The sequence below is a fragment of the Streptomyces coerulescens genome, assembly GCF_042657965.1.
Lineage (GTDB): Bacteria > Actinomycetota > Actinomycetes > Streptomycetales > Streptomycetaceae > Streptomyces > Streptomyces coerulescens.
This window is the reverse complement of the sequence record NZ_JBHSKM010000025.1, coordinates 274,815-287,067: the sequence shown is the minus strand read 5'-3', so window position 1 is coordinate 287,067 and position 12,253 is coordinate 274,815. Positions and strand designations below refer to the sequence as shown.

General features: G+C 72.4%; 11 protein-coding genes. 5 read left to right on the top strand and 6 right to left on the bottom strand.

What is annotated here, in order from left to right:
* Positions 1-96: 96 nt before the first annotated feature.
* The 3 genes from ACFPQ9_RS33340 (at position 97) to ACFPQ9_RS33330 (ending at position 2,334) form a co-directional block, all read left to right on the top strand.
* Positions 97-1,536: a hypothetical protein gene (locus ACFPQ9_RS33340; RefSeq protein WP_380861814.1), complete on the top strand. Its 1,440-nt coding sequence runs from the start codon at positions 97-99 to the stop codon at positions 1,534-1,536.
* Positions 1,537-1,654: 118 nt separating this feature from the next.
* Positions 1,655-1,810 carry a hypothetical protein gene (locus ACFPQ9_RS33335; protein WP_380861812.1) on the top strand — a complete coding sequence of 52 codons (156 nt, stop codon included), beginning with the start codon at positions 1,655-1,657 and terminating at the stop codon, positions 1,808-1,810.
* A complete protein-coding gene (locus ACFPQ9_RS33330; RefSeq protein ID WP_380861949.1) occupies positions 1,810-2,334 on the top strand; it encodes a glycoside hydrolase family 30 beta sandwich domain-containing protein in 525 nt (174 codons plus the stop codon). The genes ACFPQ9_RS33335 and ACFPQ9_RS33330 overlap by 1 nt, the downstream gene beginning before the upstream one ends.
* A gap of 21 nt (positions 2,335-2,355) precedes the next feature.
* Here ACFPQ9_RS33330 and ACFPQ9_RS33325 read toward each other — a convergent pair whose 3' ends face one another.
* The 3 genes from ACFPQ9_RS33325 to ACFPQ9_RS33315 form a co-directional block, all read right to left on the bottom strand.
* Positions 2,356-3,207, bottom strand: coding sequence for a PaaX family transcriptional regulator (locus ACFPQ9_RS33325; RefSeq protein ID WP_380861810.1), 852 nt, complete (start codon positions 3,205-3,207; stop codon positions 2,356-2,358).
* A 98-nt stretch (positions 3,208-3,305) separates the two neighbouring features.
* Positions 3,306-4,667, bottom strand: coding sequence for an MFS transporter (locus ACFPQ9_RS33320; protein ID WP_380861808.1), 1,362 nt, complete (start codon positions 4,665-4,667; stop codon positions 3,306-3,308).
* A gap of 119 nt (positions 4,668-4,786) precedes the next feature.
* Positions 4,787-5,770 (bottom strand): GlxA family transcriptional regulator, encoded by a 984-nt coding sequence (locus ACFPQ9_RS33315; protein WP_380861806.1) that lies wholly within the window; start codon positions 5,768-5,770, stop codon positions 4,787-4,789.
* Between the two features lie 119 nt (positions 5,771-5,889).
* Here ACFPQ9_RS33315 and ACFPQ9_RS33310 point away from each other — a divergent pair, with 119 nt between their 5' ends.
* Together ACFPQ9_RS33310 and ACFPQ9_RS33305 are read left to right on the top strand one after the other, a co-directional pair.
* Positions 5,890-6,528 carry an HD domain-containing protein gene (locus tag ACFPQ9_RS33310; RefSeq protein WP_380861804.1) on the top strand — a complete coding sequence of 213 codons (639 nt, stop codon included), beginning with the start codon at positions 5,890-5,892 and terminating at the stop codon, positions 6,526-6,528.
* Positions 6,529-6,750: 222 nt separating this feature from the next.
* Positions 6,751-8,376 carry a sigma-70 family RNA polymerase sigma factor gene (locus ACFPQ9_RS33305; RefSeq protein WP_380861802.1) on the top strand — a complete coding sequence of 542 codons (1,626 nt, stop codon included), beginning with the start codon at positions 6,751-6,753 and terminating at the stop codon, positions 8,374-8,376.
* Between the two features lie 43 nt (positions 8,377-8,419).
* Here the strand turns inward: ACFPQ9_RS33305 and ACFPQ9_RS33300 are convergent, their stop codons facing one another.
* From ACFPQ9_RS33300 to ACFPQ9_RS33290, 3 genes are read right to left on the bottom strand one after another with little or no spacing between them, the layout of a single operon-like run.
* The gene (locus ACFPQ9_RS33300) at positions 8,420-9,841 is read right to left on the bottom strand and encodes an aminobutyraldehyde dehydrogenase (RefSeq protein WP_380861800.1); all 1,422 of its coding nucleotides are present in this window, start codon (positions 9,839-9,841) and stop codon (positions 8,420-8,422) included.
* Positions 9,834-11,153 (bottom strand): flavin monoamine oxidase family protein, encoded by a 1,320-nt coding sequence (locus ACFPQ9_RS33295; RefSeq protein WP_380861798.1) that lies wholly within the window; start codon positions 11,151-11,153, stop codon positions 9,834-9,836. The genes ACFPQ9_RS33300 and ACFPQ9_RS33295 overlap by 8 nt, the downstream gene beginning before the upstream one ends.
* A gap of 28 nt (positions 11,154-11,181) precedes the next feature.
* Positions 11,182-12,252 carry an ABC transporter ATP-binding protein gene (locus ACFPQ9_RS33290; protein WP_380861796.1) on the bottom strand — a complete coding sequence of 357 codons (1,071 nt, stop codon included), beginning with the start codon at positions 12,250-12,252 and terminating at the stop codon, positions 11,182-11,184.
* Position 12,253 lies beyond the last annotated feature (1 nt).

Genomic DNA, 12,253 nt, shown 5'->3' with positions numbered 1-12,253 from the left:
CCGGAGCCGTCCGGCTGGGCACCCACGCTGCTCGGACGGCCGACATCGGCCCGTGCGCGCGCACGAGCAGCCCGCCCACGGGGAATGATGACCCCCATGGCGAGCATCGTCGTACTGGGCGCCGCGCTCGGCGGTCTCCAGACAGCCCTGCTGCTGGCCGCGGACGGACATCGGGTGACCGTGCTGGAGCGCGACCCGCATCCGGCGCCGCCGGACCCGGACGAGGCGTGGTCGCGCTGGCACCGCCCGGGCATCCCGCAACTGCGCCTCACCCACCTCCCGCTCGCCGGCTGGCTCCGACTTGCCGAAGCGCAACTGCCGGGCCTGGTCGAGCGGATGACGGCGGCCGGGGCCGTCCGGATGAACGCCCTGGCCCCCGAACCCGGCCTGCGCGGCGACCTGCGACCCGCCGACGCCCGCTTCGACACGCTGGCCGCACGGCGAAGCCTGCTCGAACACGTCGCCACCCACGCGGCCGAGTCGGCGGGCGTGCGCATCGTACGGGGCGTCGTCTGCCGGGGACTGCGCGCCGGCGACCCGGCCGACGGCCCGATCACCACCGGGCCCGCCCGCGGTCGGCGCGTGCCCCACGCCACCGGAGTCGAGACCAGCACCGGCCCGCTGCCCGCCGACCTGGTCGTCGACTGCACCGGCCGCCGCTCGGCGCTGCCCGCCTGGCTGCGGGACATCGGCGTTCCGGGGCCGGTGGAGGAGGTGGGCCGACGGGGCTTCACGTACTACTGCCGCTACTTCCGGTCGGCCGACGGCACCCTGCCGGCCGACACCTTCCCGCTGATCGCCGAGCACGGATCCCTCGGCCTGCTGCGCATCCCCGCCGACCACGGCACGTACTCGCTCGGCCTCATCAGCCGCGGCGACGACCACGAACTGCGCCGGCTGCTGCGCCACGAGGGCCCGTGGTGCGCCGCCGTACGTCTTTTCCCGGGCGCCGACGCCTGGCTCGGGGGCCGGCCCATCACCGACGGCGTACAGATCATGGCCGGTCTGACGGACCGTAAGCGGACCCTGTACGACGACGTGCATCCCCGGGTCACCGGGGTGGTCGCCGTCGGTGACGCGTGGGCGCTCACCGTGCCGAGCATCGGCCGGGGACTGGCGATGAGTCTGGAGCACAGCCTGAGGCTGCGTGACGTCCTCCGGCGGACGGGCGTCACCGAACGCCTCGATCCGATCGCCGAGTTCGGCCGGGCCACCCGGGACGGACTGGACGGCGTTTACGGGCGGAGCACCTCCTACACCGAACACCGCCTGGCCGAGATGGACGCGCACGCGGCCGGCCGTCGCTACCGGCACCCCGACTGGGGCCGGGCGAGGGCACTGGCGCTCCTCGCGGAACGAGACCCGGAAGCGCTGCGAGCGGAGCGGGCGGCGGCCCACCTCCTGCCCGGCGCCGCGGCCGAACTGCGTGCCCCCGCCCTGGTCGAGGCGGTGGACCGGCTCATCCCCGAGGTCCAGCGCCGTATGCCACCGGGACCCACGCGGGCCCAGCTGCTCGCGGCCGTCGCCGCCGGGTGAGTCCGGAAGGGCGTGCGGGACGGCTTTCTTCATGCCTTGACGTAAGTGTGCGGACGTTGCTTGGATCTCAACTCCCGCACCATCCCACGCTGTTGTCCCCCCAAGTCCAGGAGCAGCTGTGAGACGTCCCCTCACCACCTTCGCGGCCGTCGCGGTCACCACCCTGTCCGCACTCGTCGGCACCGGTCAGGCCGCACACGGCCAGGCTGTGACCGGCACCTACTCGACAGGCGGCACCCAGGCATGGCGGCCACTGCCGACCGTCCCGGCGTGATGCGCGACGCTCGCAAGGAGACCGGGAAGCCGGTCCACCTCACGGAGACCAGCGACCTCTCGCCCTCGACCGTCCTCGACGACTTCCGTCTCGACGCCGGTTCCTATGTCCTGTGGGCCCAGGCGACGGACCAGGACGGCGGGACCCTGCACTGGACGCCCTCCCGGGACAACGACATCGACTGGGAGCAGGTCGGTGCCACCACCAAGTGGCCGGACCGGCTGGTGAAGGTGAACACGGTCACGAAGGACTTCACCGTGCGCGACGAGCTGTACGGACTCGGGCAGTTCGCGAAGTACCTCGCGCCCGGGGATGTGCGCCTGGACTCCAGCGCCACGGAGAACGGCATCCGCAATGTGGTCTACCGCTCCCGCAACGGCGCTCATGTCGCCGTACTCGGGAACAACGCCGGCACGGACAGCCGGGTCCGGGTCGTCGTCGGCGGCCAGAAGTTCGTGGTGACCGTGCCGGCCAACTCCTTCGCCACGTACCGCTGGAAGGGGTACGGCGGCCGGGACCGATAGCAGCGGGGCGTCGCCGACCGCTCACCCCAGCCGGGTGGTCTCCAGCAGCTCGCGTGCCCTCTCCCGCGCGGGCCGCGCGGTGTGGTCGGCGACGCGCCGGAACGTCTCCTGCGCGGGGCGGGCCGGCCACTCCGGGGGAAGGTGCCGGGCCGGCAGCCGGGGGTCCGTGCGGATCGTCCAGAGCCACTCGCTGACCAGCCGCAGCCGGGTGCCGATCGGGTCGTCGCCGGCCCCGGCGTCGAGATGGGCGGTCCAGCGCTTGTCGAAGAGCACATAGCGGGCGGCGATGCTCTCCAGGTCCCAGGTCTCGCGAATCATCAGCTCGATGTCGGTCGCCACGTCCGCCTGCGCGTGGAAGACCTTGACATGGGCGGAGAGGCCGAGCTCCTCGACGACGTCGGAGACGTCGACGGTCCCGGGCGCGATCCACAGCCCGCTGTACAACGCGCCGAACCCGGACCAGGTGAGCCGCGAGCGCAGATCGTGCCGCTGGCGTTTCCAGGAGTCCGGCAGGGAGAAGCCGAGCAGGGTCCAGGAGCCGTCCCAGTCGTCGTTGACCGCGTTCTGCCGCCAGATGCGGGTGCGGCCGTCCTCCAGGACACGCGTCGCCTGCGGGGTCAGCCCGAAGAACATCTTGCGGCCCTCGCGCCGGCGCCGCAGCAGGCCCCGGTTGACCATCCGGGTCAGCGTGGAGCGCACGGCCTGTTCGCCTACGCCGACACGGCCGAGCACGTCGATGATGCTGCCGGAGTAGACGCCGACCTCGCCCTCCTCCAGGACGTGGTTGCCGAAGAAGGCGAGCATGAGCGACTGCGGGCGCGGCTGCGGGCCCTCCGAGGTGTCCTGACCGTCCAGGATGTCGTCGTCCTCCACGCTGGCAAGGGTACGGCCGCCCGTCGAGGGCCCCGACGGGCGGTCGTACGGCTAGTGGATCGGTGCGGTCGGATCGAACGTCGTGCGGGTGCCGGTCGTCATGCGGTGATCTCCTCCGACCGCGCGGTGGCGGGGAGCCGGGCTGCGGCGCCGGACAGGGACGTACGGCTGGTCTCGCGCACGAACGCGACGGCCAGCGCGGTGATGAGGGACCCGCCGCACAGCAGCAGCGCCACGGGGGTGCCGTTGCCGCTGCCGGCGACCAGGCTGCCGGCGATCATGGGGGAGAAGCCGGCGCCGATGAGGGTGGCGCCCTGGTAGCCGAGGGAGGCACCGGTGTAGCGCACCCGGGTGCCGAACATCTCGGTGAGCAGGGCGCCCAGTGGGCCGTACATCGTGGACTGGGCGATGCCGTGGCCGATGACGACGGCGAGGATCAGCGCGCCCGGCGACTCGGAGTCGATGAGCGCGAGGACCGGGAAGGCGGTGGCCGCCGAGAGGACGGCTCCGGTGAGGACGACCGGGCGGCGGCCCACGCGGTCGGAGAGCGCGGAGGCGCAGGGCAGCACCACCAGGGCGACGGCGGCGGAGACCGTGAGCGCGGTGAGCACCTGCGGGCGTGCGTAGCCGACGCCGGTGGCGTACGCGATGAGGTAACTGGTCAGCAGGGACTGGGCGGTGAAGGCACCGATGCCGACGCAGCAGGCCAGCAGCAGCGGGCGGGGACGGCGCAGGACGTCGAGGATCGGCAGCCGGGCCTCGGCACGGTCCTTCTTCACCTCGGCGAACAGCGGGCTCTCGACCACCTTCAGCCGGACGAACAGGCCGACGCCCAGCAGCACCACGCTCAGCAGGAACGGCACGCGCCAGCCCCAGGCCGTGAACTGCTCCCGGGGCATGGCGACCACGAGGGTGACGACGAGCGAGGACAGCAGGGAGCCGAGCGGTGCTCCCATCTGCGTGAAGCTGGACCACAGTCCGCGGCGCCGCTCTCCGGCGTGCTCCACGACCATCAGCGTGGCGCCGCCCCACTCACCGCCGATGGCGATGCCCTGGAGGACGCGCAGCGCGATCAGCAGGACCGGCGCCCACACGCCGACCGTGTCGTACGTCGGCAGCAGGCCGATGAGGAAACTGGCGCCGCCCATCAGACCCATGGTGAGCAACAGCATCGACTTGCGGCCGAGCCGGTCGCCGAAGTGCCCGAAGACGATGCCGCCGAGCGGGCGGGCGACATAGCCGGCGGCGAAGGTGCCGAACGCGGCGATGGTGCCGACGGCGGGATCGGCGCCCGGGAAGAACAGCTCGCCGAAGACCAGCGCGGCGACGGTGCCGTAGACGAGGAAGTCGTAGAACTCCACGGCCGTACCGAGCAGGCCGGACAGGGCGACTCTGCGCAGCTGCCGGGTCCGTTCGGGGTCTGTGGACGGCGACGGTGATGCGACGGGGGACGAGGGCATCGCGGTCTCCCTTGAGCGGGGGAAGGACACCGCGAAAGTAGGCGCACTGATGACCGTCGTCAATAAAGTGCACAACATTGACAGGTCCCGGCGCGGGCCGCGGCTGTTCGGCGGCCCGACTACTTCGGGCGGGTGGCCGCCGTCGACTCTCGCGGGCGCGTCGTGGTGAAACGCCCGCGGTACTCGGTCGGGGTGGTGCCCAGGTGGCGGGCGAACGCGCGGCGCAGGGTCTCGTCGCTGCCGAGCCCGCTGTGCCGCGCCGCCGAGGTCACGCTGTGCCCGTCGAGCAGGAGTTGCTGCGCGCGGTCCAGACGGACGCGCTCGACCCAGCGGGCCGGTGTGGTGTTGAACTCGCTCTGGAACAGCCGCGTCAGGTGCCGGGTGCTGACGGCGGCGGACGCGGCCATCGCGGGCAGACTGTGGTCGGCGGCCGGATCGGCGAGCACGGACGCCGTGAGCGAGGCCAGCAGATCGCTGCGGGGCGGCGGAGTCGCCAGGGCGGTGGAGAACTGCGACTGTCCGCCCGGACGTTGCATGAAGACGACCAGTTCGCGGGCGACCTCCCGGGCCACGTCCGCTCCATGGTCGTCCTCGACCAACGCCAGGGTCAGGTCGATACCGGCGCTGATGCCGGCCGAGGTGAGATACCGGCCGTCCCGGACGTGCAGCGCGTCCGGCTCCACCCGCACCCGGGGATACCGGCGGGCGAGCGTCTTGGCGTGCCGCCAGTGCGTGGTCGCCCTGCGGCCGTCGAGCAGGCCCAGCTCGGCCAGGACGAACGCACCGCTGCACACCGACGCGACCCGCTCCGCGCGCTCCGCGAGCAGCGCGGCCGCCGTCAGCAGGTCCTCGCCGGGGCGTCGCTCGGCGAGCGCGTCCGCCCCGGCGACCACGAGCGTGTCGACCGGCCCCACGTCGGCCGCGGCCGCGGTCCGGGCCAGCGCCACGCCCGAGGAGGTCGTGACGTCGCCGCCGTACGGGGAGGTCGGCACCGGCGCGTAGGGGTGGCCGAGCCGCCCCGCCTGGTGCAGCACCTCCAGAGGGCCGCCGGCGTCGAGCAGGGTCACCCCGTCGAACACCAGGAGGGCCACGCGATGGGTCATGTCCGGATCTGTGGGTCGTGCGGCAGGAAGGACATGGCCTCAGGATAGGCCACCGGGCGACATTGAAGGAGGTCACCGGCCGGGCGGACCGGTCGGGCGAGAAGAGGAAGGCCGTCATCATGGTGGAGACGATCGCGGGCGTACGGATCCCGGACAGCGCGCTGGCACGGGAGGCCACCGAGCTCGTACGGGACGTCGCCGAGCCACTGCTGTTCGACCACTCCCGGCGGGTCTTCCTGTTCGGGTCGCTGCGCGGACTCCGGGCGCGGCTCCGGTTCGACTCCGAACTGCTCTATGTGGGCGCGATGTTCCACGACCTCGGCCTCACCGAGCGCTACCGGCGCACCGACCAGCGGTTCGAGATCGACGGCGCCGACGAGGCCCGCCGCTTCCTGCACGCCCACGGCGTCACCGGCGAGCCGGCCGACCGGGTCTGGACGGCCGTCGCCCTGCACACCACCCCGGAGATCCCCCTCCACATGGCACCCGAGGTCGCACTGGTCACGCGTGGGGTGGAACTGGACGTCCTGGGCATCGGCTACCACGCCGTCTCCGACGAACAGCGCGCCGCCGTCGTCGCGGCCCACCCCCGCCCCGACTTCAAGAACCGGATCCTCGCCGCGTTCACCGAGGGCATCCAGGACCGCCCCGACACGACCTTCGGCAACGTCAAGGCGGACGTACTGGGCCATTTCGTGCCCGACTTCGTGCCCGGAGACTTCGTGGAGGTCATCAAGAACTCCGACTGGCCGGAGTAATTCGAGGGGGCGGAAAGGGCATTCAGCTCATATCCTGACGTTCCGCAGCGCCGACTTCCCGCGGATGTGACGTTCTCCATTGCGCCGTCGCACCAGCCTCGTGAGGCTCTCGTGGAACAAGCGTCCGAAGAACCGTGCGAAGAACTGTTATCCGCGGTTCACCGAGCGATCTCCCAGGTATCGGACAGCATCGTTCGGCGTCGAGGACAGGGAAGTTTTTTGATGAGTACAGAGCCCACGAGGGACCTCGCGGCACTGGTGACGGCCGCCCGCAGTGGCGACCCGGAGGCTCAGGACGCCCTGGTCAGCGCATACCTCCCGCTGGTCTACAACGTCGTGGGGAGGGCTCTGAACGGCTCGGTCGACGTCGACGACGTGGTGCAGGAGACCATGCTGCGCGCCCTCGACGCGCTCGGCGGGCTGCGCACTCCGGAGAGCTTCCGCTCCTGGCTCGTGGCGATCGCCATGAACCAGGTCCGGGCGCACTGGCACGACCGGCAGACGGCCCCGGGTGGCGTGGAGGAGGCCGAGGAGCTGGCGGATCCGGGTGCGGACTTCGTGGATCTGACCCTGGTGCAGCTCCAGTTGTCCGGCCAGCGCCAGGAGACGGCACGCGCCACCCGCTGGCTGGAGCCCGACGACCGAGGCCTGCTGTCGCTGTGGTGGCTGGAGTGCGCAGGCGAGCTGACCCGGACCGAGGTGGCGGCGGCCCTGGAGCTGTCGCCGCAGCACACGGCGGTCCGGGTGCAGCGGATGAAGGCGCAACTGGAGGCGGCCCGGGTGGTCGTACGGGCACTGGACGCGCGCCCGCGATGCGAGGAACTGCACGGTCTGCTCGCCTCCTGGGACGGCCGGCCCTCCGCGCTGTGGCGCAAGCGAATAGCCCGGCATGCCCGGGGTTGTGTGCGTTGTTCCGGTCTGTGGAGCGGGTTGATGCCCGCCGAAGGGCTCCTGGCCGGCCTCGCGTTGGTCGCCGCGACGCCCGCGCTGCTGGACCGGGTCCTGTCCGCGTCCGGCGGCATGGCCCCGGTCGGCTCGGCCTCCGCGGTGAGCCCGTCGGGGGGACACGCCGGCGCCGGGCGTCGTGCCGCGCGCAGCCGGACGGTCTCCCGCGGGGAGGCCCGCCGCCGTCGGCGGAACCGGCGCCGCGCCGTCGGAGGTGCCGTCGTCGCGGCCTGTGTGGCGGGCGGTGGGTTCTGGTACTTCGACTCGGATCCCGGCTCCGGGACCGAAGAGGCGACGGCCGCGGCCTCCGCGGGCGCCCCGGTCCCGGAGCTCTCGGAGTCCGGCCCCGTGGAGACCTCGGCGTCGCCGTCGAAGTCCCCGTCGCCGTCCGCCTCGCCGTCGAAGAAGGCGACCCCCTCCACATCACCCAAACCGACCAAGAAGGCCACGCCGACTCCCCGCCCCACCCCGAAGCCGACGCGAACCGCGTCCAGTGCACCCCAGGCCCAGTCGGCGCCGACGGACACCGTCGGACAGGTCGTCGCGCTGGTGAACAAGGAGCGGGCCAACGCCGGCTGCGGTCCGCTCGCGGAGGACTCCCTGCTGAACAAGTCGGCGCAGGGGCACTCCGAGGACATGGCCGCCCGTGACTTCTTCGACCACACCAACCCGGACGGCGCCGACCCCGGTCAGCGCATCACGGCGGCCGGCTACCGCTGGTCCACCTACGGCGAGAACATCGCGATGGGCCAGCAGACCCCGGCGGCCGTGATGGACTCCTGGATGAACAGCCCCGGCCACAAGGCCAACATCCTCAACTGCTCGTTCAAGGACATCGGCGTCGGCATCCACAACGGCCCCGGCGGCCCCTGGTGGACGCAGAACTTCGGCGCCAAGCTGTAGGACGGCCCGCCGGGTGCCCGCCGACCGGTCGGCGGGCACCCCGTCACAGCATGACGTGCTTGACCTGGGTGTAGTCGAGCAGGCCGGTGAGGGACAGATCGCTGCCGTAGCCGGAGTGGCGTACGCCGCCGTGCGGCATCTCCGACACCGTCGTGCCGTGGGCGTTGACCCAGACGATTCCGGTTCGCAGCGCACGGGTGGCGCGCATGGCGCGGTCGTGGTCGCGGGTCCACACGCTCGCGGCGAGCCCCTGGGGCACGTCGTTGGCCATACGGACGGCCTCGGACTCGTCGGCGAACGGCTGGACGGTGACCACCGGCCCGAACACCTCGCCCTGCACGATCTCGTCCCCCTGCCGCACCCCGGCGACCACCGTGGCCCGGTGGAAATAGCCGGGCCGGTCCGGCACGGAGCCGCCGGTGACGACCTCGGCGTGACCCGGAAGCCGCTCCAACAGACCACGAACAGCGGCCAGTTGGGCGGCGTTCGCGAGAGGGCCGAAGTCGGCGTGCTCGTCGTCCGGCGCGCCGGGCAGCCGCCGGGCGGCACGGTCGGCGAAGAGATCCAGGAAGGTGTCGTGGACCCGGCGGTCGACCAGGATCCTGGTCGCGGCCGTACAGTCCTGCCCCGCGTTGTAGAAGGACAGGGCCGACAACTGCTCCACGGCGTCGTCGAGATCGGCATCCGCATGGATCAACACCGGTGCGTTTCCGCCGAGTTCGAGGTGCAGCCGCTTCAGATCAGCGGCTGCCGCGGCGGCGATCTCCTGCCCCGCGCGGATGCTTCCTGTCACGGCCACGAGCCGGACATACGGATGGCCGACCAGAGCACGTCCGGTGTCACGGTCACCGCACACCACGTTCAGCACACCGGGCGGCAGGTGCTCGGCGGCCAGCCGGGCCAGGAGCACGGCCGACGACGGCGTGGTGTCGGACGGCTTCAGAACGACCGTGTTTCCGGCGGCGAGCGCGGGCGCGACCTTCCATACGGCCATCATCAGCGGGTAGTTCCACGGCGTGATCTGGGCGCAGACCCCGACCGGCTCGCGCCGCAGCACCGAGGTACGGCCCGGCGTGTACTCGGCGGCGGCCGCGCCCGGCAGGTTGCGGGCGGCTCCGGCGAAGTAGCGCAACACATCCACGATCGCGGGGAGTTCGTCGCCCAGGAACAGGGCCCGCGGCTTGCCCGTGTCGGCCACCTCGGCGTCCGCGACCGGGCCGGCCGCCCGCTCCAGGGCGTCCGCGATCCGCAGGAGCGCCGTCTGCCGCTGCCCCGGAGTCGTCGCCGACCAGCTCTCGAAGGCCTCTTCGGCGGCCCGGCAGGCCGCGTCCACGTCCTCCGGGCCGGACAGCGGGGCCGTCCCATGGGTGAGGCCGGTGGCCGGGTCGATCAGCGGCAGGGTGGCGCCGGAGGCGGCCGGCACCTCCTTGCCGCCGATGTGGTTGAGACGGTCGGTGTCAGCCACGGCGCAGCGCCTCCTCGGCGGCGGCGCGGCCGGTGCGGACGGCGCCCTCCATGTATCCGGCGACCCACTGGTCGGAGCCGCAGACGTAGAACGGCGGTTCATGGGTGCCGTGCAGGGGGCCGACGGCCATGACCTCGCCCGGCGGCCACTGGGTGACATAGCCCTGTGTCCACCGGTCGGTGCCCCACAGCCGCAGATGGCAGGCGGTCGGCCGCAGTGCCTCGTCGCCGAACATGCCGGCCATCTCGGCGAGCAGTTCGGGGGTGCGCAGCTGGGGCGGGGTGCCGAGCAGGACGCCGTACCGCTCGGGCGGGATCAGCGCCGACAGGACGCCCTCGTTCTGCGGCCAGGTGCTGCCCAGCACGCCCTCCGCCTCGGACAGGCCGTTCAGACCGGCCTCCCGCCAGAAGGGACGGTCGTAGACGGCGGCGAACTTCGCGGCCGTGGCGTGGCGTTGCCGGTGCAGGGAGGCGAGCCGCTCCTCGCTCACCCCGCTGACGGCGACGTCCCGCAGCGGGCCGACGGGCAGGGCGCTGACCACGGCACCGGCGGTGAGGACCTCGCCGGAGGCCAGGCGCACCGTGCAGCGACCGGGGCGGATGTCCAGCGCGGCGACGGGCGAGCCGAGCCGGATGCGCGGGCCCAGCACACGGCCCAGGACCTCGGCGAGTGTCGCCGAGCCCTCCGCGAGCCGTAGCCCCTCCCAGTCTTCGTAGTCGTAGTCGCCCGTTCCCGAGCCGGGGACCGCCGCGCTCTTGCGCAGCGCGGCGAGCAGCGAGATCCGCTCGTAGGAGCCTCCCGCCAGGGCGAGTTGGCCGATGTCCCACAGCCGCACCACCGCCGCTCCGGCCTCCTGGGAACGCAGCCAGTCGGCCACGGAGAGCCGGTCCAGGGCGGCCGCGTCCGGATGCGACCAGGGGTCGTCCGGGTCGACGGTGGCGGCGAGGGCGGAGAACTCCTTGCTCAGGCGCGCGTGCAGGGCCGCGTCACCGGGGCCGAACCAGTGCGGCGGTTCACCGGCCGAGAGTCCCTCCGGGGTGGCGCGGGTCATGCGGCCCGGCTCCTCGACATAGCTGGGAACCAGGGCCAGGCCCAGCTCCTTGGCGAGCCGGAGATAGGCGGTGTGCCCGTGGCCGACCACTTCACCGCCCAGCTGGACGGTACGGCCGTCGGGTGTGCGGGTCTGCTCGACCCGGCCGCCGACGCGGTCCCGGGCCTCCAGGACGAGCACGTCGGTGCCGGCGGCGGCCAGGTCCCGGGCGGCGGAGAGGCCCGCGAGACCGGCGCCGAGCACGATCACATCGTGATGCATGGGTTTCGCTTTCTTCCGTCAGGGGCGCTCAGGCCAGGACCAGGCAGTGCTCGGGCCGCCATCCGAACTCCACCGTCTCGCCACCGCTCCAGCGGTCCTCCATGCGGGCACGGGCCGTGTTCTGCTCCAGCACCGACAACGTGACGCCGGGGGCGAGCTCGATCAGATAGGTCGTGGTCGGGCCGCTGTAGACGGTCTCGCGGAGCACGCCGCTCAGCATCGACATGCCGGGTTCGAAGTCCGACAGCCAGATCTTCTCGGGGCGCACGGACACACTGACGGCGGTGCCGTCCGCGATGCCGGAGCGGGCGCCGACGGGCAGGGCGGGCCCCTTCTCCAGGGCCACCTCTCCGTCCCGGTAGGTGCCGGTCATCAGGTTGGAGGTGCCCATGAAGGAGGCCACGAAGCCGGTGCCGGGGTGCTCGTAGATGTCCTCGGGGGTGCCGCACTGCTCGATGCGCCCCTCGTTCATCACCGCGATCCGGTCGGACATGGTCAGCGCCTCGTCCTGGTCGTGCGTGACGAAGACGAAGGTGATGCCGACCTCGCGCTGGATCTGCTTCAGCTCCACCTGCATCTGGCGGCGCAGCTTCAGGTCGAGGGCGGCGAGCGGCTCGTCGAGGAGCAGTACGGCGGGCCGGTTGACGAGCGCGCGGGCGAGGGCGACGCGCTGGCGCTGGCCCCCGGACAGGGTGCGCGGCTTGCGGTCGGCGAGGCCGGCGAGCTGCACCAGCTCCAGCATCTCGCCGACCCGCTGCCGTATCTCGTTCTTGGCGACGCCCTTGCGCTTGAGGCCGAAGCCGACGTTGTCGGCGACGCCGAGATGGTCGAACAGGGCGTAGCTCTGGAAGACGGTGTTGACGTTGCGCCTGTTCGGCGGCAGGTCGGTCACGTCCTCACCGGCCAGCAGCACCGCGCCCTCGCTGGGGTCGCTGAACCCGCCGATCATGCGCAGGGTCGTGGTCTTGCCGCAGCCGGAGGGGCCCAGCAGGGAGAAGAAGTGGCCGGCCTCGATGTCGAGGTCCAGACGGTGGACGGCGTAGGAGTCCGCGTACTGCTTGGAGACACCGTCGAGCCGGACGGCGGGGGTCGCGTCCATG

What these genes read in the sequence shown, in the direction of transcription:
- ACFPQ9_RS33340 (WP_380861814.1), top strand. Translation starts at nt 97, where the DNA reads ATGGCGAGCATCGTCGTACTGGGCGCCGCGCTCGGCGGTCTCCAGACA.
- ACFPQ9_RS33330 (WP_380861949.1), top strand. Translation starts at nt 1,810, where the DNA reads ATGCGCGACGCTCGCAAGGAGACCGGGAAGCCGGTCCACCTCACGGAG.
- ACFPQ9_RS33320 (WP_380861808.1), bottom strand. Translation starts at nt 4,667, where the DNA reads ATGCCCTCGTCCCCCGTCGCATCACCGTCGCCGTCCACAGACCCCGAA.
- ACFPQ9_RS33315 (WP_380861806.1), bottom strand. Translation starts at nt 5,770, where the DNA reads ATGACCCATCGCGTGGCCCTCCTGGTGTTCGACGGGGTGACCCTGCTC.
- ACFPQ9_RS33310 (WP_380861804.1), top strand. Translation starts at nt 5,890, where the DNA reads ATGGTGGAGACGATCGCGGGCGTACGGATCCCGGACAGCGCGCTGGCA.
- ACFPQ9_RS33305 (WP_380861802.1), top strand. Translation starts at nt 6,751, where the DNA reads ATGAGTACAGAGCCCACGAGGGACCTCGCGGCACTGGTGACGGCCGCC.
- ACFPQ9_RS33295 (WP_380861798.1), bottom strand. Translation starts at nt 11,153, where the DNA reads ATGCATCACGATGTGATCGTGCTCGGCGCCGGTCTCGCGGGCCTCTCC.
- ACFPQ9_RS33290 (WP_380861796.1), bottom strand. Translation starts at nt 12,252, where the DNA reads ATGGACGCGACCCCCGCCGTCCGGCTCGACGGTGTCTCCAAGCAGTAC.